Source organism: Priestia sp. AB, assembly GCF_028369225.1.
In the GTDB taxonomy this organism is placed as follows: domain Bacteria; phylum Bacillota; class Bacilli; order Bacillales; family Bacillaceae_H; genus Priestia; species Priestia megaterium.
Genome location: NZ_JAQMYN010000009.1, coordinates 121,938 through 147,989, shown reverse-complemented (window position 1 = coordinate 147,989; position 26,052 = coordinate 121,938). Strand labels below are relative to the sequence as shown.

At 39.2% G+C, this 26,052-nt stretch carries 20 protein-coding genes; 17 read left to right on the top strand and 3 right to left on the bottom strand.

The annotated features are described in order from the left end of the window. Window positions 1-26 precede the first annotated feature (26 nt). The 4 genes from purM (at window position 27) to purD (ending at window position 4,569) form a co-directional block, all read left to right on the top strand. Entirely contained in the window at window positions 27-1,064 is a 1,038-nt protein-coding gene (purM, locus tag POF52_RS23415; protein ID WP_013081441.1) for a phosphoribosylformylglycinamidine cyclo-ligase, read from the top strand. After that, window positions 1,061-1,639: a phosphoribosylglycinamide formyltransferase gene (purN, locus tag POF52_RS23410; RefSeq protein WP_271995297.1), complete on the top strand. Its 579-nt coding sequence runs from the start codon at window positions 1,061-1,063 to the stop codon at window positions 1,637-1,639. Before purM ends, purN begins: the two co-directional genes overlap by 4 nt. A 103-nt stretch (window positions 1,640-1,742) precedes the next feature. Next, window positions 1,743-3,281, top strand: coding sequence for a bifunctional phosphoribosylaminoimidazolecarboxamide formyltransferase/IMP cyclohydrolase (gene purH, locus POF52_RS23405; protein WP_013081443.1), 1,539 nt, complete (start codon window positions 1,743-1,745; stop codon window positions 3,279-3,281). 13 nt (window positions 3,282-3,294) lie between these two features. Then, window positions 3,295-4,569 (top strand): phosphoribosylamine--glycine ligase, encoded by a 1,275-nt coding sequence (gene purD, locus POF52_RS23400; RefSeq protein ID WP_271995295.1) that lies wholly within the window; start codon window positions 3,295-3,297, stop codon window positions 4,567-4,569. 30 nt (window positions 4,570-4,599) lie between these two features. Here the strand turns inward: purD and POF52_RS23395 are convergent, their stop codons facing one another. Continuing rightward, on the bottom strand, window positions 4,600-4,857 hold the full coding sequence (locus tag POF52_RS23395) for a YgaP family membrane protein (RefSeq protein ID WP_013081445.1): 258 nt from the start codon (window positions 4,855-4,857) through the stop codon (window positions 4,600-4,602). A gap of 102 nt (window positions 4,858-4,959) precedes the next feature. On the opposite strand from POF52_RS23395, the gene POF52_RS23390 reads away from it, so the two are divergent. Together POF52_RS23390 and POF52_RS23385 are read left to right on the top strand one after the other, a co-directional pair. Then, on the top strand, window positions 4,960-6,708 hold the full coding sequence (locus tag POF52_RS23390) for an adenine deaminase C-terminal domain-containing protein (protein WP_271995292.1): 1,749 nt from the start codon (window positions 4,960-4,962) through the stop codon (window positions 6,706-6,708). A gap of 147 nt (window positions 6,709-6,855) precedes the next feature. Then, window positions 6,856-7,161, top strand: a complete 306-nt coding sequence (locus POF52_RS23385) for a YerC/YecD family TrpR-related protein (RefSeq protein ID WP_013081447.1) — start codon at window positions 6,856-6,858, stop codon at window positions 7,159-7,161. Between the two features lie 37 nt (window positions 7,162-7,198). Here the strand turns inward: POF52_RS23385 and POF52_RS23380 are convergent, their stop codons facing one another. Beyond that, on the bottom strand, window positions 7,199-8,581 hold the full coding sequence (locus POF52_RS23380; protein WP_271995290.1) for a glycine--tRNA ligase: 1,383 nt from the start codon (window positions 8,579-8,581) through the stop codon (window positions 7,199-7,201). A gap of 512 nt (window positions 8,582-9,093) precedes the next feature. Between POF52_RS23380 and POF52_RS23375 the strand changes: the two genes are divergently transcribed. The 4 genes from POF52_RS23375 to POF52_RS23360 are packed head-to-tail and all read left to right on the top strand — an operon-like array spanning window position 9,094 to window position 15,304. Further along, complete coding sequence (locus POF52_RS23375) at window positions 9,094-9,792, top strand: heptaprenylglyceryl phosphate synthase (RefSeq protein ID WP_016762776.1); 699 nt, start codon at window positions 9,094-9,096, stop codon at window positions 9,790-9,792. Window positions 9,793-9,844: 52 nt separating this feature from the next. Beyond that, entirely contained in the window at window positions 9,845-12,070 is a 2,226-nt protein-coding gene (gene pcrA / locus POF52_RS23370; RefSeq protein ID WP_026106486.1) for a DNA helicase PcrA, read from the top strand. Window positions 12,071-12,090: 20 nt separating this feature from the next. Beyond that, entirely contained in the window at window positions 12,091-14,097 is a 2,007-nt protein-coding gene (gene ligA / locus POF52_RS23365) for an NAD-dependent DNA ligase LigA (protein WP_271995287.1), read from the top strand. A gap of 13 nt (window positions 14,098-14,110) precedes the next feature. Further along, window positions 14,111-15,304, top strand: a complete 1,194-nt coding sequence (locus POF52_RS23360; RefSeq protein ID WP_074896808.1) for a CamS family sex pheromone protein — start codon at window positions 14,111-14,113, stop codon at window positions 15,302-15,304. A 40-nt stretch (window positions 15,305-15,344) separates the two neighbouring features. Here POF52_RS23360 and POF52_RS23355 read toward each other — a convergent pair whose 3' ends face one another. Next, entirely contained in the window at window positions 15,345-15,830 is a 486-nt protein-coding gene (locus tag POF52_RS23355; RefSeq protein ID WP_176585538.1) for a DUF3920 family protein, read from the bottom strand. Between the two features lie 365 nt (window positions 15,831-16,195). Between POF52_RS23355 and gatC the strand changes: the two genes are divergently transcribed. The 7 genes from gatC to POF52_RS23320 all read left to right on the top strand — a co-directional run bounded on the left by gatC (window position 16,196) and on the right by POF52_RS23320 (window position 26,045). Further along, window positions 16,196-16,486: an Asp-tRNA(Asn)/Glu-tRNA(Gln) amidotransferase subunit GatC gene (gene gatC / locus POF52_RS23350; protein WP_016762781.1), complete on the top strand. Its 291-nt coding sequence runs from the start codon at window positions 16,196-16,198 to the stop codon at window positions 16,484-16,486. Between the two features lie 16 nt (window positions 16,487-16,502). Further along, window positions 16,503-17,960, top strand: coding sequence for an Asp-tRNA(Asn)/Glu-tRNA(Gln) amidotransferase subunit GatA (gene gatA, locus POF52_RS23345; protein ID WP_013055056.1), 1,458 nt, complete (start codon window positions 16,503-16,505; stop codon window positions 17,958-17,960). 14 nt (window positions 17,961-17,974) lie between these two features. Further along, window positions 17,975-19,405, top strand: coding sequence for an Asp-tRNA(Asn)/Glu-tRNA(Gln) amidotransferase subunit GatB (gatB, locus tag POF52_RS23340; RefSeq protein ID WP_221816195.1), 1,431 nt, complete (start codon window positions 17,975-17,977; stop codon window positions 19,403-19,405). 234 nt (window positions 19,406-19,639) lie between these two features. Beyond that, window positions 19,640-20,572, top strand: coding sequence for a diacylglycerol kinase (locus tag POF52_RS23335; protein WP_016762783.1), 933 nt, complete (start codon window positions 19,640-19,642; stop codon window positions 20,570-20,572). Between the two features lie 95 nt (window positions 20,573-20,667). Beyond that, window positions 20,668-22,041, top strand: coding sequence for a 23S rRNA (uracil(1939)-C(5))-methyltransferase RlmD (gene rlmD / locus POF52_RS23330; RefSeq protein WP_271995282.1), 1,374 nt, complete (start codon window positions 20,668-20,670; stop codon window positions 22,039-22,041). Window positions 22,042-22,295: 254 nt separating this feature from the next. Next, entirely contained in the window at window positions 22,296-23,111 is an 816-nt protein-coding gene (locus tag POF52_RS23325; RefSeq protein ID WP_116078199.1) for a YitT family protein, read from the top strand. A 195-nt stretch (window positions 23,112-23,306) separates the two neighbouring features. Then, entirely contained in the window at window positions 23,307-26,045 is a 2,739-nt protein-coding gene (locus POF52_RS23320; protein WP_271995278.1) for a GTPase domain-containing protein, read from the top strand. Window positions 26,046-26,052 lie beyond the last annotated feature (7 nt).

Below are 26,052 nucleotides of genomic sequence, written 5' to 3'. Positions count from 1 at the left end.
TTTTAACGTAAAAAAGGAGTGACAACATGTCATATTCATATAAACAAGCTGGAGTTGACTTAGAAGCAGGATATGAAGCTGTTTCACGTATTAAAAAGCACGTAGAACGCACTGCTCGTGCAGGTATTATGGGAACAGTGGGCGGCTTTGGCGGAATGTTCGATTTATCTACATTGAATTTAAAAGAGCCTGTTCTTGTTTCTGGTACGGATGGAGTAGGAACAAAATTGAAACTTGCTTTTCAAATGGATAAGCATGACACAATCGGTGTGGATGCAGTGGCCATGTGTGTAAACGACGTTTTAGCACAAGGAGCAGAGCCTCTTTACTTCTTAGATTATATTGCTTGCGGGAAAGCAGTTCCTGAAAAAATTGAATCGATTGTAAAAGGAATTGCAGACGGCTGTGAACAATCCAACTGTGCGTTAATTGGCGGAGAAACAGCTGAAATGCCAGGGTTATACGAAGAAGATGAATATGATCTTGCAGGGTTTACAGTAGGAGCAGTAGAAAAGTCAGAAATTATTACTGGAGATGAGATTAAAGCTGGACAGCTGTTGATCGGTATTTCATCTAGCGGTATCCACAGCAATGGCTACTCTCTTGTACGTAAAATCGTTGATGATCAAGGATTAAATCTTCAAGAAACTTACGCTGGTTTTAACGAAAAGCTTGGAGTTGAGTTATTAACACCAACAAAAATATACGTGAAGCCGGTCCTAAAAGCATTACACGCAGCTAAGATTGCAGGTATGGCTCATATTACTGGAGGCGGATTTGTTGAAAATATCCCTCGTATGCTTCCTGAAGGTTTAGGTGTAGAAATCGATTATGGTTCTTGGCCAATTCCATACGTGTTTGATTTCCTTGAAGAGCAAGGCAAGCTAGACCGTAAAGAAATGTTCGAAGTATTCAACATGGGAATCGGATTTGTTTTAGCTGTTGAACCTGAAGATATGAATAAAGTCATTGAAGCAATTGAAAACGAAGGCGAAAAAGCATTTGTTATCGGACGTGTCAAAGAAGGAACAGGTGTTGAATTTGCTGGAGGGACGTTTGCATGATAAATATTGCAGTGTTTGCTTCTGGAAACGGCAGTAACTTTCAATCCATCTACGAAGCAACTCAGTCAGGTCGATTAAAAGCAAATATCGCGCTTGTTGTTTGCAATAAACCCGATGCATACGTAATTGAACGAGCAAAAGCATGTGGAATACCATGCTTTGTTTGTTCGCCTAAAAACTATGAAAATAAAGAAGAGTATGAAGCAGCAATTCTTGCAGAGCTTACATCAGCTAAAGTAGAATTTCTTGTTTTAGCAGGATATATGCGATTAGTTGGTTCGACGTTGCTTAAGCCATACAAAAATCGTATTGTTAATATTCATCCGTCGCTTTTACCTGCATTTCCTGGGATTGATGCTATTGGTCAAGCCTTTGATGCAGGAGTAAAAGTGATTGGAATTACCGTGCATTTTGTAGATGAAGGAATGGATACAGGACCAATTATTGATCAGCAGGCTATTCGCATTGAAAAAGGCGATACAAGAGAAACAGTCGAGGCCCGCATTCATGAAATTGAACACCAATTTTATCCCGCGGTACTAAATGAATTATTTGAACAAGCCGCAGTTAAATAAATAGGATGTAACCTTGTCAAAAAAGTTTTAATCCTTTACTATGGTAGAGTAGTAGTGAAAGAAAGATTTTAAATGAGAGATCGGATCAGGAGGAGTTTACAAAATGACAGCAAAACGCGCACTTATTAGCGTATCTGATAAAGAAGGTATTGTTTCATTTGCACAAGAATTAAAGGACTTAGGAGTAGAAATCATTTCAACTGGCGGTACAAAGCGTACCCTAGAAGAAAACGGCATTGACGTTATCGGAATTTCTGAAGTAACTGATTTCCCAGAAATTTTAGACGGTCGTTTAAAAACATTGCATCCTAACGTTCACGGTGCTTTATTAGCGTTACGCGATAATGAAGAGCATCAAGCACAAATGAAAGAGCATAATATCTCGCCAATCGACTTTGTAGTTGTAAACTTATATCCGTTTAAAAAGACAATTGAAAAAGAGGATGTAACGCTTGCTGAAGCGATTGAGAATATTGACATCGGTGGACCTACAATGCTTCGTTCAGCTGCGAAAAACTATCGTTCTGTCTCAGTTGTAGTAGATCCAAGCGATTACGCAACCGTAGTAGAAGAGTTAAAAGCTGATGGCAATGTTTCATTTGAAACCAATCAACGATTAGCAGCAAAAGTATTCCGTCATACGGCAGCTTATGATGCATTAATCGCTGAATACTTAACAAACATTACAGGTGAAACAACTCCTGAGAAATTAACAGTAACGTATGAGCGTGTTCAAGGCTTACGATACGGAGAAAATCCTCACCAACAAGCTTCTTTCTATAAAAAGCCGTTAACACAAAAAGGTTCTATTGCAACAGCTACGCAACTGCATGGAAAAGAGTTATCATACAATAATATCAACGATGCAAATGCAGCTCTTCAAATCGTAAAAGAATTCAAAGAGCCGGCTATCGTAGCGATCAAACATATGAATCCTTGCGGTGTAGGTGTGGGTGAAACAATTGCTCAAGCTTATCAAAAAGCATACGAAGCGGATCCTACATCTATCTTTGGCGGTATCGTAGCAGCTAACCGTCCTATCGACCGTGAAACGGCTATTCAGTTAAAAGAAATTTTCTTAGAAATCATCATTGCTCCTGCGTTCGATCAAGAAGCATTAGATGTATTAACAGCTAAGAAAAACCTTCGTTTACTAACGATAGAGCTTGATGAAAAAGCAGAAAAAGAAGCTTTCTTAACATCTGTAAAAGGCGGCGTTCTTGTTCAGGATGAAGATGTGTTCGGATTTGATGATGCAACGATTACTGTTCCAACGAAACGCGAGCCAACAGAAAAAGAGTGGGCAGATTTAAAATTAGCATGGAAAGTTGTTAAAAATGTTAAGTCTAATGCTATTGTACTTGCAAAAGATGACATGACAATCGGCGTAGGGGCTGGTCAAATGAATCGTGTAGGCGCTGCAAAAATTGCGATTGAACAAGCTGGTGAAAAAGCACAAGGTTCAGCTTTAGGTTCAGATGCGTTCTTCCCAATGGGCGATACAGTAGAAGCAGCAGCTAAAGCAGGAATCACAGCTATTATTCAGCCAGGTGGATCAATTCGTGATGAAGAGTCAATTGCAAAAGCAGATGAATACGGCATTGCAATGGTATTTACAGGCGTAAGACATTTTAAACATTAATGAGGTGAAGAACGTGAATGTTTTAGTTATTGGAAAAGGCGGAAGAGAGCATACAATTGCATGGAAAGCTTCAAAAAGTCCACTTGTTAACGAAGTGTTTGTAGCACCAGGAAATCCGGGCATGAGAGATGTGGCAACGATTGTACCAATCGATGAAAGCAGCCAAGAAGAGCTTGTGCTATTTGCAAAAGAAAACAAGATTGGATTAACAATTGTTGGACCAGAAAATCCGCTAATTGAAGGCATTGTTGATCGATTTGAACAAGAAGGTCTTCTAGTCTTTGGACCGCGCAAACAAGCAGCGATGATTGAAGGAAGCAAAAGCTTTGCAAAAGAGCTCATGAAAAAGTATGATATTCCAACCGCAGCGTATGAAACATTTACGTCTTACGAGGAAGCAAAAGCATATGTGGAAAAGCAAGGCGCTCCAATTGTTATTAAAGCAGACGGCTTAGCGGCTGGTAAAGGTGTAACTGTTGCTTTAACAGTGGAAGAAGCTGTAGATACATTACGTGATTTTCTAGTTGACCAAAAATTTAAAGAAGCAAGTGCAAAAGTAGTTGTAGAAGAATTTTTGGATGGTGAAGAATTTTCATTAATGGCATTTGTACGCGGTACAAATGTATATCCAATGGTAATTGCACAAGATCATAAGCGTGCTTTTGACGGCGATCAAGGTCCGAACACAGGAGGCATGGGAGCTTATTCTCCTGTTCCGCAAATCAGTGATGCAGAAGTACAAGAGGCTGTAGAAAACATCTTACTTCCAATGGCTAAAGGATTAGCTGAAGAAGGCTGTGAGTATACAGGAATTCTATATGCTGGTCTGATTCAAACACAAAAAGGACCAAAAGTTATTGAATTTAATGCGCGTTTTGGAGATCCTGAAACACAGGTCGTACTGCCGCGTATGAAAAGCGATTTAGTAGATGTGCTTCTTCGCATTTTGAAAGAAGAAAAAGTAGAAATTGAATGGGATGATGAAGCGGCTATCGGAATCGTATTAGCAGCAGCAGGCTATCCAGAAGATTATCAAAAGGGTGCGCCAATTAACGGTTTGGATGCGATTAGTGAAGACGCGCTTGTTTTCCACGCTGGTACAGCTTTAGAAAACGACACATACGTTTCAAACGGCGGCCGTGTTCTATTAGTAGGTGCTAAAGGTGCAACTCTTCAAGAAGCGCAGCAAGAAGTATACAAACAAATGGCTCATATCGATGTAGAAAAAGGCTTTTTCTACCGCAAAGACATCGGCCATCGTGCATTAACAAAAGCAGCTTTAAAATAAAAAAGGAGAGCTCCGGCTCTCCTTTTTACCTTATGAAGGATTATACGTTTCTTCATTTCCATTTGGATGGTATTCATGTTCATCATGTTTTTGACATGAATCATATGCGTACGTAAGAGGGCAAAAACGCGTGATGCCTTCTGCCACTTTTAAAGCTCCCATTAACCCTAAGAAGATGTATGAATCTTTGTACGGTCTGCGAGATAAACGAGATGTTGTCCAAGAAAGAAGGGTAAAGCCCAGTGTAAGTCGAATTAATGCGTTAACAATACCGATATTTGGTTTCATGTTTTATCACCTTTATTCATAAAATTAATAACAGTTTCTGAATGCGTTTACATCACGGATATGTTACGATAAAAATACATAGTAAATTAGGGGGAATTTAGCATGCCGGAACAAAGATACCGCTGGAAAAGCAAACATATTAGACAGCAGCTCTTAGTATTAAACGGTCAAAAAGCACCAACTATTGTCTTAAAAGATGCAACATATTTGAACGCTCGAATGAAGCAGTGGAAAAAAGCACATATTTGGGTTTACCAAGATCGTATTGTATACGTCGGCTCAGAGATGCCTAAGCACACAGACGCTTCTACAGAGATTATAGACTGCAGTGAGAAATATGTGGTTCCTGGGTATATTGAGCCGCATGTTCACCCGTTTCAGTTATATAATCCCCAGACTTTTTCCCAATATGCAGCCAAGCACGGAACAACGACTTTGTTTAATGATAATTTAATTCTCGCTTTACAGCTCGAACAAAAAACGGCGTTTTCATTGATTGAAGAAATGAAAACGTTACCACAATCGCTGTATTGGTGGTGCAGATTTGATTCGCAGACGGAAATTGATGAAGAGGCTGACATCTTCTCACATACGAACATTACTTCTTGGCTACAAAATGAAGCTGTCTTACAAGGAGGCGAACTGACAAGTTGGCCGAAGCTTTTAGACGGAGATGATTTAATGCTTCACTGGGTTCAAGAGACAAAACGGATGAGAAAGCACATTGAAGGACATTTCCCAGGGGCGTCAGCATTTACCTTGGCAAAAATGAAATTGCTCGGAGCAGACAGCGATCATGAGTCTATGACTGGGGAAGATGTTGTTGCTCGGTTAACACAAGGCTATGACGTTGCTTTGCGCCACTCTTCAATTCGGCCGGATTTGCCAAAATTGCTGCAGGAGTTAAAAGAGCTGCAGGTAGATTATTTTGACCATATTACGATGAATACAGACGGTTCTCCGCCTTCTTTTTACCAAAATGGCGTGTCAGATATGTTAATTACATTAGCTATTTCAGAAGGGGTTCCCGTGTTAGATGCTTATAATATGGTGTCTGTAAATATTGCTCGCTATTATAACATGGAACATTTGCACGGGCATGTAGCAACAGGCTGTGTGGCTAATATTAATATTTTAGAAAATCCTATGCGGCCTACTCCGGTCTCTGTGCTAGCAAAAGGAAAGTGGATGAAAAAAGAAGGCAAAGAACAAGCATTAGCCTCAGTAGAATTTCCTTGGGAAAAGTTTGGTTTTTCACCGTTAAAGTTGGACTTTGATTTAACGATGGACGATTTTCAATTTTCAATGCCAGTAGGCGTGAAAATGAAAAATGCTGTTATTATGGAGCCGTATTCAATTCACTTGAATGTGAGCGGAGATGTATTAGCCTCTGATCATGATGAAAGTTTTTTAGTGCTGGTGGACCGAGAGGGCAAGTGGCGGATCAATACGCTGTTAAAAGGATTTGCGACAAATGTATCGGGACTGGCGAGTTCATTTTCAAATACAGGTGATTTTATTTTAATTGGAAAATCGAAAAAAGATATGATGTGTGCATTTAAACGTATGAAAGAAATTGGAGGCGGTATTGTCATTACAGAAGATGAGAAAGTAGTATACGAACTGGATCTTCCGTTAAAAGGAGTCATGTCGAATCTGCCGATGGAGGAGTTAAGTAAACGAGAGGTAGAACTCAAGAAAGTGCTGGGTGAGCGAGGATACAAGCACGATGATCCTGTCTATTCACTGCTGTTCTTTTCGTCTACACATTTGCCCTATATTCGTATCACGCCAGTAGGAATTTATGATGTTATGAATAAAAAAGTACTTTTTCCGTCTATAATGCGTTAAAATATAAAAGTATCAAAGGAATTTGAAATTTGTATGAAATTGGCTGTCTTCATACAGAATGAATGTATGTGCAAATAAATATAGAAACTGTATTTTATAGATAGAAACAACCAGTAAAGAAAGCCAATGATAAAGGAGTTCGATACGATGCAAATCAACAAACTACGAGGAAAAGAATTAGATCAGCTATTTCAAGCGATTTTATCATTAGAAAACCTTGAAGAATGCTATCAATTTTTTGATGACCTATGTACAGTTAATGAAATTCAATCATTAGCACAGCGCTTAGAAGTAGCAAGAATGCTGAGAGAAGGCAACACGTACCATAAAATTGAGACGGAAACTGGAGCAAGCACAGCGACTATTTCCCGTGTTAAACGCTGCTTGAATTATGGAAGCGATGCGTATCAAATGGTGTTAGAACGCCTTCAAGAAGATTCGAATCAAAAGTAAAGCGTATGGCTGAAGCAGCCATACGCTTATTTTTTAATTAAAATTGAGTTGCTTCTTCAATGATATTTTTAAGGTCGCTAATTGCTACACGTTTTTGTTCCATTGTGTCGCGGTTACGGATTGTTACTTGATTGTCTTCTAATGAATCGAAATCGAATGTAATACAGAACGGTGTACCGATTTCATCATGGCGACGGTAACGTTTACCGATTGAACCAGCATCATCATAGTCAATCATAAAGTATTTTGCTAAATCTTCAAAGACAGCGCGAGCTTCGTTAGAAAGCTTTTTAGAAAGTGGCAATACAGCAGCTTTAAATGGTGCTAAAGCAGGGTGAAGCTGCATAACTGTACGAGAAGAGCCATCTTCTAACGTTTCTTCTTCATATGCATCAATCATATAAGCTAATGTTACACGGTCAGCACCTAAAGAAGGCTCGATGCAGTAAGGTACATAGCGTTCGTTTGTTTCTTGATCAACATATTGGAAGTCTTCTCCAGAGTGTTCCATATGCTGCTTTAAGTCATAGTCTGTACGAGAAGCTACGCCCCATAGTTCTCCCCAGCCGAATGGGAACTTGTATTCAAAGTCTGTTGTTGCATTACTGTAGTGAGAAAGTTCATCATCATCATGGTCGCGAAGACGAACGTTTTCTTCTTTCATACCAAGAGAAAGAAGCCATTTGTTACATGTTTCTTTCCAGTAGTTAAACCACTCTAATTCAGTGCCTGGTTTACAGAAGAATTCAAGTTCCATTTGTTCAAATTCACGCGTACGGAATGTGAAGTTACCAGGTGTAATTTCGTTACGGAAGCTTTTACCCACTTGGCCGATACCGAACGGAAGCTTTTTACGCATTGAGCGCTGAACGTTTTTAAAATTTACGAAAATACCTTGAGCTGTTTCAGGACGAAGGTAAATTTCATTTGTTGATGTTTCAGTTACACCTTGGTGCGTTTTGAACATTAAGTTAAATTGACGAATTTCAGTGAAGTTAGCTGAATCACACTCAGGACATGTAATTTCATGTTCTTTAATTAAGTCAGCCATTGCATCAAATGAAAGGCCGTCTACGATCATTTCAATGCCTTTTTCTTGAAGTTTTTCTTCAATTAATTTATCGGCACGATGACGGGCTTTACAATCCTTACAGTCGATCATTGGGTCATTAAAGTTTCCTAAGTGACCAGAAGCTTCCCATGTTTTTGGATTCATTAAAATCGCAGCGTCTAAACCAACGTTGTATGGAGATTCTTGAATGAATTTTTTCCACCATGCTTTTTTAATATTGTTTTTTAATTCTACGCCAAGCGGGCCGTAATCCCATGTATTTGCAAGACCGCCGTAAATTTCAGATCCTTGAAATACAAAGCCGCGGTGTTTAGCGTGAGATACGATTTGATCCATTGTTTTTGACATTCTAATTCCTCCTGTAAATGGTAGTGATTCAAGCGAAACAAAAAGAGCGGGTACAAAAAAACTCTCGTCCCTGGGCATATCAACAATATGCCCAGGGACGAGAGTTTTTCCCGCGGTTCCACCCTGGTTGATACAAAATGTATCCACCTTCGTCTGTATATACTCCAGATTGCCTTTTCCTTAAACCATTCTCTAGGCTCTCACCGTCCCTAGTTCGCTTTGTGAAGAGGATTTAAGTACTATTGATCCTTCAGCGTATATCATATGAATTTTAGTAGCTATATATTAGCATATCCTATGCAGAGAAACAATAACCTTGTGCAAAATGGGCTTTTTTTGTGATGTTTTCTTCCGGGATTTGAGGATAAAACCATATCTTTTATACATATTTTTTGAAAACAAAAAACGTGATGAAAAGTTCGGTTTTCCTTTCATTTCACCCTCTTAGTTTTGTTATAATGAACAAATGGACGAGCGCGAACTTTTAAGTGTAAAGAAATGGAGGAACATATATGTATGATATTAAAGAGTGGAGACATGTCTTTAAATTAGATCCTAATAAAGAGATTTCAGATGCAGATTTAGAGAAAATTTGCGAATCCGGCACGGATGCGGTTCTTGTCGGAGGATCTGATGGAGTGACTCTAGACAATGTACTGCAGCTGTTAATGCGTATTCGCCGCTACACGGTGCCGTGTGCGCTTGAAGTATCAACAATTGACTCTGTAACACCTGGGTTTGATTCTTATTTTATTCCGACCGTTTTAAACAGCAAGGATCCAAAGTGGATTGTTGATTTACATCACGCGGCGATGAAGGAATACGGAGAGATCATGGACTGGGATGAAATTTTTGTAGAAGGATACTGCGTACTTAACCCCGAAGCAAAAGTAGCTGCGCTAACGGAAGCGAAAACAGATTTGGATGCAGAAGACGTTGTAGCGTATGCTCGTATGGCTGAACGCATGTTTCATTTGCCCGTTTTCTATCTAGAATACAGCGGAACGTATGGAGATCCTGAATTAGTGGCAGAAGTGAAAAATTCACTAAATGAGACGAAGTTATTTTACGGCGGAGGTATTGAGACAAAAGAGCAAGCGAGTGAGATGGGAGAGCTAGCCGATACGGTTATTGTAGGAAATGTTATTTATACAAATTTATCGGAAGCGTTAAAAACTGTAAAAGCAGTAAAAAAGAATATTGCACAGTGAAAAATAAATAAAGTAGAATAGAGAATATATGTTCGATATAGGCGGTGAAAACGTGAATTTTTTAAGTGAAAAATTATTAACAGGATTAAACCCTCAGCAACAAGAGGCAGTTAAAACGACAGACGGACCACTATTACTTATGGCCGGTGCAGGAAGTGGAAAAACACGTGTATTAACGCATCGAATTGCGTTTTTAATGGCAGAAAAAGAAGTTGCACCTTGGAATATTTTAGCCATTACTTTTACAAACAAAGCAGCTCGTGAAATGAGAGAGCGTGTTTCAAATATCGTTGGCGGAGTGGCAGAAGATATCTGGATTTCAACGTTCCACTCGATGTGCGTGCGTATTTTACGAAGAGATATTGATCGTATTGGCTTTAATCGTAACTTTACGATTTTAGATTCAACGGATCAGCTTTCCGTTATTAAAAATATTTTAAAAGATCAAAACATCGATCCAAAAAAATTCGATCCGCGCTCGTTATTAGGAAGCATTAGTTCAGCTAAAAATGAACTGAAAGTAGCGGAAGAATTTGATAAAACAGCAGCGGGACCGTATGAAGAAGTTGTAAGCAAAGTCTACAAAGAGTATGAAAAGCGTTTAAAGAAAAACCAAGCGCTCGATTTTGATGATTTGATTATGACAACGATTCAGCTATTTAAACGAGTTCCTGAAGTGTTAACTTACTATCAGCGCAAGTTTCAATATATTCATGTGGACGAGTATCAAGATACAAATCATGCACAGTATATGCTGGTTCGCTTGCTAGCTGCAAGATTTGAAAATGTATGCGTAGTAGGGGATTCAGATCAGTCTATTTACCGCTGGCGCGGGGCTGATATTACAAATATCTTGTCATTTGAAAAAGATTACCCAAAAGCCAAAACTATTTTGCTTGAACAAAATTATCGTTCAACTAAAACGATTTTGGCTGCGGCAAACGGCGTCATTGCAAACAATATGAATCGTAAAGTGAAAAACTTATGGACGGAAAACGATGAAGGCCAGAAGATTTATCATTACCAAGCAATGAGTGAGCATGATGAGGCACAGTTTGTAGCACGTAAAATTAAAGAAGCAGTAGACAGCGGAAAGCGTAAATACAGTGATTTTGCCATTTTGTATCGTACAAATGCACAGTCTCGTGTGATGGAGGAAGTGCTGTTAAAATCCAATATTAATTATACAATTGTCGGCGGCATCAAGTTCTACGACCGCAAAGAGATTAAAGATTTGCTTGCATACTTGCGCTTAATTGCCAACCAAGATGATGACATTAGCTTAGCTCGTATTGTGAACGTTCCAAAGCGCGGAGTTGGAGCTACTTCAGTCGATAAAGTGGCCAATTACGGAAACGTTCATGACATTTCTATTTTCAAAGCGCTGGATGAAGTAGAATTAATGGGGTTAACAGGCAAAGCAACAAAAGCCCTTCGTGATTTCCAATCGATGATTTCGAACTTAGCTCAAATGCAAGACTATATGTCTGTTACAGAGCTTGTGGAACAAGTATTAGAAAGAACAGGATACCGTGAAGCGCTTAAAGTGGAAAAAACAATTGAAGCACAAAGCCGCTTAGAGAATATTGATGAGTTTTTATCTGTCACAAAAACGTTTGAAGAAGCAAGTGAAGATAAAAGCTTAGTAGCATTTTTAACCGATTTAGCACTTGTTGCTGATATCGATAAGCTTGAAGACGAGGAAGAAGAAGAGAACGAACAAGTGATTCTGATGACGCTTCACTCGGCAAAAGGTCTAGAGTTCCCGGTTGTTTTTCTAATGGGTATGGAAGAAGGCGTATTCCCTCATAGCCGATCATTATTCGAAGATAATGAAATGGAAGAGGAACGACGCTTAGCCTACGTAGGGATTACGCGTGCTGAACAAGAATTGTATTTATTAAATGCTCAAATGCGCACACTATTTGGTAAAACAAACGTTAATCCAAAATCCCGCTTCATTGGAGAAATCCCAAGCGAGCTTGTGGAATCTTTAAATGAAGCAATGCGCAAACCTGCTGCTGGTCGTTCAGGGGCTTCAGCTTCGCCGTTTGCAGCGCGCCGACAAGCGGCTGTGGCAAAAACGAAGCTTGTGTCAACAGGCAGTGAATCAATTGGATGGAGCGTTGGAGATAAGGCCGAGCATAAAAAATGGGGAATTGGTACAGTTGTAAGTGTAAAAGGAGAAGGAGACTCAAAAGAATTAGACATTGCTTTTCCTAGTCCTACAGGTGTAAAAAGACTGCTTGCTAAATTTGCCCCGGTTACGAAAGTGTAATCGTGAAAAGGAGCTAGAATATGGAGTTTGAAACAGCAAAATCACGCGTTCAAGAATTACGTGACTTATTAAATCAATATGGCTATGAATATTATGTGTTAGATCAGCCATCTGTTCCAGATGCAGAATACGATAAATTAATGAATGAGTTAATTGAAATAGAAGAATCATTTCCAGAATTAAAAACAGCTGACTCACCTACTCAGCGCATCGGCGGCCAAGTGCTCGATGCGTTTGAGAAGGTTCAGCATCAAACCTCTATGCTAAGTTTAGGAAATGCATTTAATGAAGAAGACCTTCGAGATTTTGATCGCCGAGTGCGCCAAGCCGTTGAAGACGAGTTTTCTTATGTATGTGAACTTAAAATTGACGGCCTTGCTGTATCTCTTCGCTACGAAGATGGATACTTAGTGCTGGGTGCTACGCGCGGAGACGGTACGACTGGTGAAAATATTACTGAAAACTTAAAAACAATTCGATCGATTCCACTGCGAATTAAAGAACCGTTATCAATGGAAGTTCGCGGAGAAGCATTTATGCCGAGAAAATCATTCGAAGCACTTAATGAAGCAAAAATGGAAAGGGATGAAATTCCGTTTGCTAACCCCCGTAACGCAGCTGCCGGCTCACTGCGTCAGCTAGATCCTAAAATTGCGGCAAAACGTAATTTAGATATCTTTGTCTATGCCATGACTGATACAGGAGAATTAGAAATCGACTCCCACAGCGAAAGTTTGAATCTGCTGGATGATCTTGGCTTTAAAACAAATAAAGAAAGACAGACGTGTGAAACCATTGATGATGTGATTGCTTATATCGAAAGCTGGCAAACGAAACGTCCAGAATTATCTTATGATATTGATGGCATTGTTGTAAAAGTAGATTCATTTGATCAGCAGGCTGAGCTTGGCACTACGGCCAAAAGTCCACGCTGGGCTATTGCTTATAAGTTTCCTGCTGAAGAAGTTGTAACCAAGCTTGTAAATATTGAGCTGACGGTAGGCCGGACAGGTGTCATTACGCCAACAGCTATTTTGGAGCCGGTTCAAGTTGCAGGTACGACGGTACAGCGTGCGTCTCTTCACAATGAAGATTTGATTCGTGAAAAAGACATTCGTATCGGAGATTATGTTGTGGTGAAAAAAGCAGGAGATATTATTCCTGAAGTAGTGAATGTGATTGAAGAGAAGCGAACGGGAGAAGAGCAAGAATTTACGATGCCTACTCACTGCCCGGAATGTGAAAGTGAACTGGTACGTTTAGAAGGAGAAGTAGCGCTTCGCTGCATTAATCCAAGCTGTCCTGCTCAAATTCGTGAAGGACTTATTCATTTCGTGTCCCGCAATGCGATGAACATTGATGGACTTGGTGAAAAAGTTATATCACAATTATTTCGTGAACAGTTAATTAAAGATGTAGCGGATATTTATACGCTGACAAAACAGCAGTTAATCGAGCTTGAGCGCATGGGTGAGAAATCTGCTGATAATTTGATTGAAGCCATCGAAGCATCGAAAGAAAATTCACTTGAGCGTTTGCTTTTTGGTTTGGGCATTCGCCATGTCGGAGCAAAAGCTGCAAAGACGTTAGCTCAGCACTTTGAAACCATAGACAAGTTAACAAAAGCAACGTATGATGAATTAGTGGCAATTAATGAAATTGGTGCCAAAATGGCTGATGCTATTGTCGCTTACTTTACACAAGAAGAGGTTCAAGAACTTATACATGAATTAAAAGAGTATGGAGTAAACCTTACATACAAAGGACCCAAGCTTGTAAGTGTAGAAAATGTAGATTCTGTTTTTGCTGGTAAAACCGTTGTATTAACAGGTAAGCTTGAACAGCTATCTCGCAATGAGGCAAAAGCACAAATTGAAGCACTTGGCGGTAAAGTCACAGGAAGCGTAAGTAAAAAGACAGACCTTGTTGTGGCAGGGGAAGAGGCTGGTTCCAAACTGATAAAAGCTAATGAGCTTGAAATTGAAGTATGGGATGAGGCAAGGCTACTTACGGAATTAAATAAATAAGAGGTGTGTGTAGTTGAAAAAGATATTGTTACTTTCTCTTGCGGTCATGCTTGTAACTTCAGCGTGTGCACCGAATCTTTCGGACGATAAAGAGACTGTTCAACAAACCAACAACAAGAAAGAAAAAGCAGTTATTCCGAAGTATAGTATTTCAGATGATTATTACCGAACAATTCTTCCATTTAAAGCGGGAGTGGCAAGAGGCTTAGTAGCAGCAAACTTAAACAACCGCTTGGATGCGCAAGAATTTGAAACAGGCTTAATGCGCTTATCGACAGATAGCTATTCTCCGAAAAAATATGTGTATCAAGAAGGCCAGTACCTTGATAAAGATACTATTCGCTCTTGGTTAAGCCGTAAGCTGAGTGATAAACAGTTTAAAGATCTTCAAAGCAAAACAAAAGATGAGACGGCGAAAAAGAAGCTTAAAAACAATGGATTAAACCCAATTGATACAGAAAAAGGCGATTTGAAAACTCGTAATGAAACAAGTCCAATGTACTTAGCGAACATTACTGAGCAAGATTACCTTATTCAAGACGGAGACGACAAGGTAAAACTTGGAGGCGTCACAATTGGCCTGGCGATGAATTCCGTTCATTATTATACAGAAGAAAATGGTTATGCCCGTGAAGTGAAGCTTACAAATAAAGAGATTGAAGCCCAAGGAAAGCAAATGGCAGATGAGATTGTTAAGCGTATGCGCAACATCAAAGGCTTAGAAAATGTGCCAGTTCGAGTAGCATTATTCAAACAAAGTGCTAAGTCCTCTTTAACACCGGGTAACTTTATAGCTGCCGGAAATGCAGGTTCAAATGATACGGCCGTTGGCAGCTGGGATAATTTAGATGAGCAATATTATTTATTCCCATCATCAGATGCAACAAAAGATCACCGAGATGATGCGATGAAATTTGATGAGTTTAAAGCGCAAATCGAAGACTATTTCCCGAACTTTACAAGCGTAGTAGGGAAAGGGTATTACAAAGATGGACAGCTTCAAAAAATGACGATTGATATTCCCGTACAATTTTACGGAAAAGGTGAAATTGTAGGATTTACTCAGTACGTTGCTGGTTTAATGCTTGATCATTTCCCTTCATATATGGAAACGAGTATCTCTATTAACTCAGTAAGCGGACCGGAAGCTCTCATTGTTAGAAAAGCAGATGAAGACAAGCCGTTCGTTCATATTTACGAAGAGTAAGCAAAAAAAGACACTGCTCAAGCAGTGTCTTTTTCTAATTCTATGAAGGAATGGCGTGAGAATTTTGTCTTGTAAACTTAGCAAGATAATAAGCAGCAAATGCAAATGCATCTTGTTCGGTTGTCCGCTCTTCATACGTGCGTTTTTTATCCAGCTCAAACTCTTTCTGATAATAAGGGATGTGATCTTGAATATAGTGGCGCAGCTCGTGAAAAATGGTTTCAACAAGCGGGAGGTAGTCATCAAATTTAAAAATAAATATAATACCGACTTCTCGCCAGTAGACGCCTGATGCAAACTGCAGGTATTCTGCTTCTTCTTCTCCAAGAGCAGAGACAATTTTATTGGCTTCGCATGAATCGCAAAAAATTATAGGAATATGAAAGGCTTTATTTAAACAAGCAAAAACATCTTTCTGCAAGGTGGGCATATCCCACTTGAATTCTTCATCTAATACAAACCATCTTCCGCTTTGCTGATACACAGGGCGCTGGTGGATGACTGACTGTATAAGTATTTTATTCAATCTTTATAGCACCTCTTTTACGGTAAAGTAGTTATGCGTTTTCTTTACTTTCCCAAAGACTAGTGAAATTAAAACATGGTGGTGTGTTCATCTGAAGCATGTTTCTCTTTCTATCTATCTTTTCTAAAAAGAAGGTTATTTTATACCTATGCAAGAGAGAAATATTTTATGACGAAGGAAAAGTATGGAATGTTGTTTGAATGAAATAGATTTGGTATAAAATAGAAGTGATAAATGTAAGCCCTGTCTTGTCTGGCGGGGTTTTTAATATTTTAGGAACTAGTCTCAGAAATGTTGCCTGTTGCTAGTGAAGTTTGGTATTATCAGTATATTGTAGTGGGACGAATATTCGGAGGTGAAGGAACATGTCAAGAATTTCTGTTGATCAAGTAAAACACGTTGCAAACTTAGCGAGACTTGCGGTGACGGATGACGAAGCAGAACTATTTACAAAACAATTAGATGCTATTATTACATATGCAGAACAATTAGATGAGTTAGATACTACAAATGTAAAACCAACTTCTCACGTATTGAATATGAAAAACGTAATGCGTGAAGATAAGCCAGCTAAAGGCTTACCAATTGAAGACGTAGTAAAAAATGCGCCAGACCACAAGGATGGCTACATTCGAGTGCCAACTATTTTAGAATAAGGAAGGAGGCTTTACGATGTCTTTATTCGATCGTAAACTTTCAGAACTACATAGCCTTTTACACAAGAAAGAAGTACGTGTACAAGATTTAGTAGACGAATCATATAAACGTATTAATGAAGTAGATGATAAAGTAGGTGCGTTCTTAGCGCTTAATGAAGACAATGCTCGTGCTTATGCAAAAGAGCTAGATGAAGCACTACAAACAAAAGATGAATTTGGCCTATTATTTGGTATGCCAATCGGTGTAAAAGATAATATTGTCACAAAAGATTTACGTACAACTTGCTCTAGTAAAATTCTAGCAAACTTTGATCCGATTTATGATGCAACAGTTGTTCAAAAATTACAGGCAGCTGAAGCGGTAACAATCGGTAAATTAAATATGGATGAATTCGCAATGGGTTCTTCAACTGAAAACTCAGGTCTTCAGTTAACGCGCAACCCATGGAACTTAGACTACGTACCAGGTGGATCTAGCGGTGGTTCAGCTGCAGCTGTAGCAGCAGGTGAAGTTCCGTTTTCTTTAGGTTCTGATACAGGTGGTTCAATTCGTCAGCCAGCTGCTTATTGCGGTGTTGTCGGATTAAAACCAACGTATGGTCGCGTATCTCGTTACGGATTGGTGGCATTTGCATCTTCTTTAGATCAAATCGGACCAATCACAAATTCTGTTGAAGATAATGCATACTTACTTCAAGCAATTTCAGGCGTAGACCCAATGGACTCTACTTCTGCTAATGTTGATGTACCGGATTATGTATCTGCTTTAACAGGTGACGTAAAAGGTCTTAAAATTGCTGTTCCAAAAGAATACTTAGGCGAAGGTGTGGGCGAAGAAGCTCGCCAGTCTGTTTTAGATGCACTAAAAGTGTTAGAAGGACTAGGCGCAACTTGGGAAGAAGTATCGCTTCCACACTCTAAATACGCATTAGCTACGTATTATCTATTATCTTCTTCTGAAGCGTCTGCTAACTTATCTCGTTTTGACGGCGTTCGCTACGGATATCGTACAGATAATGCTGAGAACTTAATCGAAATGTACAAGCAGTCTCGAAGCGAAGGCTTTGGAAACGAAGTAAAACGCCGTATCATGCTTGGAACGTTTGCGTTAAGCTCTGGTTATTATGATGCTTACTACAAAAAAGCACAGCAAGTACGTACGTTAATTAAGCAAGACTTTGAGTCTGTATTTGAAAACTATGACGTTATCATTGGACCAACTACGCCAACTCCATCATTCAAAATTGGTGAGAAAACAGACGATCCATTAACAATGTATGCAAACGATATTTTAACAATCCCAGTAAACCTTGCTGGAGTACCTGGTATTTCTGTGCCTTGCGGCTTATCAAATGGATTGCCATTAGGGTTACAAATTATCGGTAAGCATTTCGACGAAAGCACAATCTATCGTGTTGCTCATGCATTCGAACAAGCAACTGAGCATCATAAAGCGAAACCAGCACTGTAAGGGGTGAGATAAAGATGAACTTTGAAACGATTATTGGTCTTGAAGTACACGTTGAGCTTAAGACAAAATCTAAAATTTTCTCAGCAAGTCCAAACGCATTTGGTGCGGCTCCAAATGCTAACACAAGTGTAATTGACTTAGGTTATCCTGGCGTATTACCTGTGTTAAACAAAGAAGCAGTTGATTTTGCGATGAAAGCAGCGCTTGCGCTAAACTGTGAAATTGCAACAGATACAAAGTTTGACCGTAAAAACTATTTCTATCCGGATAACCCAAAAGCTTATCAAATCTCTCAATTTGATAAACCAATTGGCGAGAACGGTTGGATTGAAGTAGAAGTTAAAGGTGAAACGAAGCGTATTCGTATCAACCGACTTCATTTAGAAGAAGATGCTGGTAAGCTAACGCATACAGGCGATGGCTATTCACTAGTAGACTTCAACCGTCAAGGTACACCTCTAATTGAGATTGTATCAGAAGCAGATATGCGTTCTCCTGAAGAAGCATATGCTTATTTAGAAAAATTAAAATCAATTATTCAATATACAGGCGTATCTGATTGTAAAATGGAAGAAGGTTCACTTCGCTGTGATGCCAATATTTCTTTACGTCCAGTTGGACAAGAAGAGTTTGGTACAAAAGCTGAGTTAAAGAACTTAAACTCATTTAACTATGTGCGCCGCGGTCTTGAACACGAAGAAATTCGTCAAGAAAAAGTGTTGTTGTCTGGTGGCTTAATCGAGCAAGAAACACGCCGTTTTGACGAGTCTACGGGCGAAACAATTCTAATGCGTGTAAAAGAAGGATCTGACGACTACCGCTACTTCCCAGAGCCTGACTTATTAGAATTACACATCGACGAAGAGTGGAAAGAACGCGTTCGTGCTTCGATTCCTGAACTTCCAGATGCTCGTAAAAAGCGCTATGTAGAAGAGCTTGGCTTACCTGCTTATGATGCAATGGTATTAACGCTAACAAAAGAAATGTCTGATTTCTTTGAAGCAACGCTTGCTGCGGGCGGAGACGCGAAGCTATCTTCTAACTGGTTAATGGGTGAAGTTTCTGCTTACTTAAACTCAAAACAAAAAGAACTTTCAGATGTAGCCTTAACACCTGAAGGTCTAGCTGGTATGATTCAATTAATTCAAGAAGGTACAATTTCGTCTAAAATTGCGAAAAAAGTATTCAAAGAATTAATTGAAAATGGCGGAGATGCAAAGAAAATTGTAAAAGAAAAAGGTCTTGTACAAATTTCTGATGATGCAACTTTACGTAAATTCGTAACAGATGCATTAGATGCAAACCCTCAATCTATTGAAGATTTCAAAAACGGTAAGGATCGTGCAATTGGCTTCTTAGTTGGTCAAATTATGAAAGCTTCAAAAGGCCAAGCGAACCCACCGATGGTTAATAAAATTCTTTTAGAAGAAATTAATAAACGCTAAATTTGATAACTAAATGTGAGGTGGATATCCATCTCACATTTATTATGAGTAAGGGCGATCGCGCTGAAGGTATGAATAAAAACCGAAACGTGAATATTGTATATCAAGGTTAATTTCTTTATAATATGTTTGTTCATGCCCCCTCTTGTTGATGATGTAATGTGAGGGGGCATTCTTTCACTGATAAAAGTAGGCAAAGATTTGTGACAAATTATCATTATTAGGATGATGAATATGAAAAGAGCGAGAATTATTTATAACCCGACATCGGGCCGTGAAATTTTTAAGAAAAACTTACCGGAAGTCTTGCAAAAGCTAGAGCAAGCAGGCTACGAAACATCTTGTCATGCTACAACTTGCGCTGGTGATGCAACAGAAGCTGCTAAAGTAGCAGTAGAACGTCGTTTTGACGTTGTAATTGCAGCCGGTGGAGACGGTACCATCAATGAAGTCGTAAACGGTATCGCTGGACAAGACTATCGTCCGCAACTAGGTATTATTCCTGTTGGAACAACCAACGACTTTGCTCGTGCCATTAATGTGCCACGTACGATTGAAGGCGCTATTGATGTCATTGTAGAAGGCGTAACAAAGCCAATTGACTTGGGCTGTGTAACAAACGACGGAGAAACGCATTACTTTGTAAATATCGCCGGAGGCGGCCGTTTAACTGAATTAACATATGAAGTGCCAAGCAAGTTAAAAACAATGCTTGGACAGCTAGCTTACTATTTAAAAGGCATGGAAATGCTTCCTTCTATTAAACCAACATCTGTTGAAATTGAGTATGACGGAAAATTCTTTGGCGGCGAGATTATGTTCTTCCTCGTTTCCTTAACGAACTCAGTCGGCGGTTTTGAAAAGCTGGCACCAGATTCTTCTTTAGATGACGGCATGTTTGATTTAATTATTTTAAAGAAAGCAAATTTAGCTGAATTTATTCGAATTGCGACACTTGCGCTGCGAGGAGAACACATCAATGATCCTCATATTATCTACACAAAAGCGAACCGTGTTAAAATTCATACAAATGATAAAATGCAGTTAAATCTAGATGGCGAGTACGGCGGATTATTGCCTGGAGAATTTGTAAACTTATATCGCCATGTAGAAATCTTTGTTCCAAAAGCAACAGCTGAATTGATGGAAAAAAATGAGATCGCCTAATTGCGATCTTTTTTCATGCTTTTCTTTGTTTGGCTTTGGCTCTTATGGTACAATCAGTTCAGCATTTTCAAATGACTAAAAGGATGTAACGATAAATGGAAAAATTAAAACCACCTGTAGAAAAAAATGAATATATAGATGTTGCGTTTGAAGATTTAACGCATGACGGAGCGGGTGTAGCGAAAGTGAACGGATTTCCTGTTTTCGTTCAAAATGCGCTGCCCGGCGAAAGCGGCCAAGTAAAAGTCATTAAAGTAAAAAAAGGCTATGCGTTTGGCAAGCTTATCAAGCACCATACAATTAGTGAACAGCGTGTTGAAGCACCCTGTCCGGTCTACAAGCAGTGCGGAGGCTGTCAGCTGCAGCATGTAAACTATGAAGGGCAGCTGCAATTTAAACAAAAGCAAGTAAAAGACGTCATGGCGCGAATTGGCCATTTACCTGACGTTCCGGTACATTCGACGCTAGGAATGGACGATCCTTGGCGCTATCGAAACAAAGCTCAAGTTCCCGTAGCAGAACGAGAAGGCGGTTTGGTCGCTGGGTTTTACCAGCAGCGAAGCCACGACATCATTAACATGGATGCCTGTTTGATTCAGCAGCAGGCAAATGATGATGTTGTTCAAGCTGTCAAATCAATCTGTGAAAAGCATGGCGTTTCTGCTTATCAAGAACAAAAACATAAAGGCTCACTTCGTCATATCATGGCGCGCTATGGACTTGTAACGGGTGAAATCATGGTTGTCATTGTGACTCGTACAGCTGAGTTGCCAAACAAAAAGCGTATTATAGAAGACATTATCGAAGCCGTGCCGAACGTGAAATCAATTGTTCAAAACGTAAACAGCAAGCGCACAAACGTCATTTTAGGTAACCAAACGAACGTACTTTGGGGAGAAGAATATATTTACGATTATATCGGCGACGTTAAATTTGCCATTTCAGCAAAATCATTTTACCAGGTAAACCCTGAGCAAACAAAAGTGCTTTATGACAAAGCGCTTGAGTATGCAGATTTAACAGGAGAAGAAACGGTAATTGACGCTTACTGTGGAATCGGAACAATCTCATTATTTCTCGCTCAAAAAGCGAAAAAAGTATATGGCGTTGAAATCGTGCCTGAAGCGATTGAAGATGCAAAGCGCAACGCTGAGCTAAACGGTATTCACAACGCTGAATTTGAAGTAGGCGAAGCAGAAGTCGTCATTCCAAACTGGTACAAACAAGGCATCAAAGCAGACGTCATCGTCGTAGATCCGCCGCGAAAAGGATGCGACGAAGCTCTTTTGAATACCATCATTGACATGAAGCCGGAAAAAGTTGTCTATGTTTCATGCGGACCAGCAACTCTCGCACGTGACCTAGCTATTTTAGAAAAAGGCGGCTATGAGACCGTTGAAGTTCAGCCTGTTGATATGTTTCCGCATACTACGCATGTGGAGAATGTGGCGGTATTAAAATTAAAATAACTCTTCATCAAAGCTGCTATCTTAGTAAAGGTAGAAGCTTTTTTGCTTAAACAAGTACGGAAAAAGTAAAGTCGGAATTTCTATACTAAAAGCATTATCTGCTTGTATGTCCGTTTTATTTTGCCATTTGTCCACCTCACCAACACAGCAAATTTCTGAATATACTTTTTTTAAGGTTTTCAATATTTTAGGAATTATAATAAAGAAGCAATAAACGAAAAAATTATATTTGTTGTAAGAGGTGAAGGGACATCATGTATAGAGCAATTGCTATTATAGCAGGTTCTGTGTTAATTGGATTTGCATACAATTGGTTTTTAATCCCCCATAAAGTGCTAAGCAGCGGTATTAGCGGTATTGCTATGATTATAGGAATTTTAACGCCTGCAAGCACGGGAACAATGAATTTTTTGTTGAATTTACCCCTTTTAATTATTGGTTTTATGAAGTTAGGAAAGCGGTTTGTCTTACATACGCTGCTGTCCGTTTTGGCTTTATCAATTGCTTTATACGTGATTCCTTTGAGAGCTGTTAGTACAGATCCTATTCTGTCAGCTGTTTTTGGAGGAGTTTTAACTGGAATTGGCGTAGGGTTTGTTTTTCGTCAGTCAGCTTCGACAGGTGGATTTGATATTATTGCGATGCTTCTTACGCATAAAAAAGAATTTCCTCTTGGCGCTATATTATCAGCGATGAATGCCGTGGTTGTATTTGTTTCAGGTTTCTTTGTGAATTGGGATGCGGCTTTATATACGATGCTTTCGATTTTCGTCACAGGAAAAGTAGTGGATGCGATTCATACTCGCCATATTAAGCTTACCTTAACCATTATTACGAGAAAAGGCGAAGAAATGAAGCAGCAGCTTCTTACCAATTTAGTGCGCGGCGTGACGTTAATGAACGGTGAAGGAGCTTATTCAAGAGAAGACCGTAAAATATTAATGACGGTTATTTCGCGCTATGAGCTTGCAAACCTCAAGCAGTTAATTCAATCGGTGGATCCCGAAGCTTTCGTAAATATTACGGAAACGGTAGAAGTAATGGGGCTGTTTCGACGGGATGCTTATTAATATATTTGTTATTTCAGCGCGGATTTATGATAAATAGCCATTTTTATAGTATAAAAGTTATAAAAAAAGCCTTAAGAGTAGTTCTTGAGGCTTTTTTTGCGTAAAATATGAGTAAGAAAATATCGTGTATGAAAAGTATAAAAAAGGGAATTTGATAGAGTACATAAAATATTGACATCAAAAAGGAGAGACTATATGACGGTAGAATATCAGTTAACGAAAAAGAAATATTACGAAACGTTTATGCAAGAAAATGAAAATCAGCCGCCTGTAAAAGTCCTTGGACAAGCTTATTACGAAGAGCAGCAAAAAGAGTGGTACGACTTATCGCTCATTCGCTTAGCGCAGGGAGAAGTGTACTTCCATAACCAAGATTTTGAATCCGCGATTTTTAAGTGGGAGAATGTAAATGGCGAGTTTAAGCTGTGGGCGAAGAAAAATACAGCCGACGCACATTATGAATTGGGGTTGTCTACGCTCGCTGAAGAGCTTTACCTATCCATCGAAACGGATTCAAAAGTATTAAAAGCTGAAATAGCGCTAAAGCTGTTTTCACTTTATACGGATCATAACAATATTGAACGAGCTTATGAAGTCATTAACGAGCTGGTTGCTTCTCAGCCGGATTATCCAAACGTCACGGCGATTGCACGCAGATTTTATGAAGAGCAAGAAGACTTTAACAGCGCAGTGGAGCTTGCGGTAGATGAGTGTATTCGGACAGAATCGTTGAATTGGTTTGCGGTATTAAAGACTTACGTAGATAAAGGATATACAGCAAACTTTATCCCTAACTATTTTTATCAAGTGATGATTGCATTTTACAAAGTGGATCAAGTGTATTTCAAACAGCTTGTCTCAGCTTTATGGAAACAATATAAGAGTCAGCCTCCTTATCTTGCTTGGATTAAAACCATCAATGATATTTTCTTGAATATTGAAGTGGGCCTCTATGATTATTGGCAAGAGATTTCAACTCTTTATCAAGAGACGTACACTGACTTAATGGAAAGTGATCATTCTGTAAAGGAATTGCATGAAGTCATTCCGAACGTATTAACAAACTGGCTTAAAATTACCAATAAGTCACGTGCGTTATTTCCGTCTGCGGCCGTGCTTTCATGGAATGAAAAGTTTCCGTCAACTATCGATATCATTACAATCGAAAATGCAGGCAGATTAATTTTTGAGGCGCGTAACGACATTGATGGTCTTGAATATCACTATAAGCTTTGCCATGGCATTATTAAATGGGCTAATGAAAATGGTTTAGAAGTGGGGCACACCTTTAAATGGTGGGTAGATTTTTTATTAGATGCTCATACGACACACTTATTAATTACAGGAACAAATGCTGCAACGTCTTCATTTGTGGGGTCGATTACGGAAGAAAAGGTACCGCAAAATCACGAAACAACCTTTGTGTTCATTCATGATGAGGAAGAATCTATCCAGCAAATCGCTGATCAAGAAATCATTCCGATGGAAACGATTGACGGAGCGGAGCAATCTCCTCACCAGGCGCTTGTAGAAGTGAAACAACCTTTTGTGTTCCTTGAGAAGCATAATTGTTCATGCATTGTTACGCCAAGCTTTACAGAACAAGAGGCACGTGAGCAGGATGCATTTAAATATGCTCCTTTAGCAGATGGTTTACTGTTTGTGCTTGATGCAAAAGAATCGCTGCTTGATGAAGAAAGAGAATTATTGCTGGAGATCAAAGAGCATGCGCCAAATACGCCAGTTCATTTTGTCATCAATAATATGGACAGTCTTTATAATCAAGCAACGATTGAGCGAATTACAAAAGAATTTGAAGCAAGCATTGGAGCAGATTTCCCGCAGGCGCATGTATTAGCCTATACGCCTCACTACGTATCGAGTCAGCACCACGGAGACTTGGCTCAGTTTATTAAAGCTAATTTCTATTACGATCCAAACGACGTTGGAGTAGAAGAGCGTGCGCGCAGACTGTTGTTCTTCATTCAAAACATGCTAAAGAGCTTAGTGGAGAAGAGAAATCAAACAGAAAATCATTTGATCGAAAGTATTAAATGGAACGAAGATATGCTTGTGCGATTAAATGGCTTCTTGCATCGAGTGGATGACTTAGAACAAGAAAAAGCAAGCAGTATTGTTTCGGCTTATCACGGCATCAAAGAGGATATTAGCAAAAAGCTAAAAAATAAAATTCCTCGTTTACTCAAAAAGTCTTCAGAATTAGTGAAGGAAGACAGTGATTTTAGTACGGTTCATATTGAGCTGAATAAACAAATGAATATGCGCGTGGAAGAGCACTTGCAGCAAGATGTCCTGCCCAAGTTCCGCATTTCTTTAAAGGACTGGATTGCTACATCAAATGAAGAGCTGATTGCGAGTCAAGTAGATATTGAAGAAGTAGCAGAGTCATTAAATAAGATGTACAATGAGCAAAAATTAACGTTAGCCTGCGATTTTAAAGTGCTGGACGACTGGCGCCGCGACGTTAATCGTATGGCTAATCGGGTTCAGCTGGATGAAGAAAATATTTTACTTCGCGTTAATCCAACGCAGCTCTTGTTAAAAGGAGCAGGAAAACTGTTTTCTTCCATTCTTCAAAACCAAACGCTGCTTTATAATCAATATAAAAAATACATTGAAAGTCAAGACTATCAAGATATCACGGAATCAATGCTGGCAAAGTTTTTTATGCAATTTAATTTATTTGAGAAAAATTTAGAAGTTGATATTGAACTATTCTTTGAAAAGCCAAAAGAGGTTTTAAAAGAAACGATTGAAGAAACACAGGCGCATATTAATGAAAATCAAGACGTCTTAAGTCATATGAAAGCCAATCCTGAAGCTTACTATGATCCGTTAACATTATTCCAGCTTCGCTTGCGTCAGTATGAGTTAATGGTTAAAGCTACAGAAGAAGTACACTACAACGTATAAAAGGTGG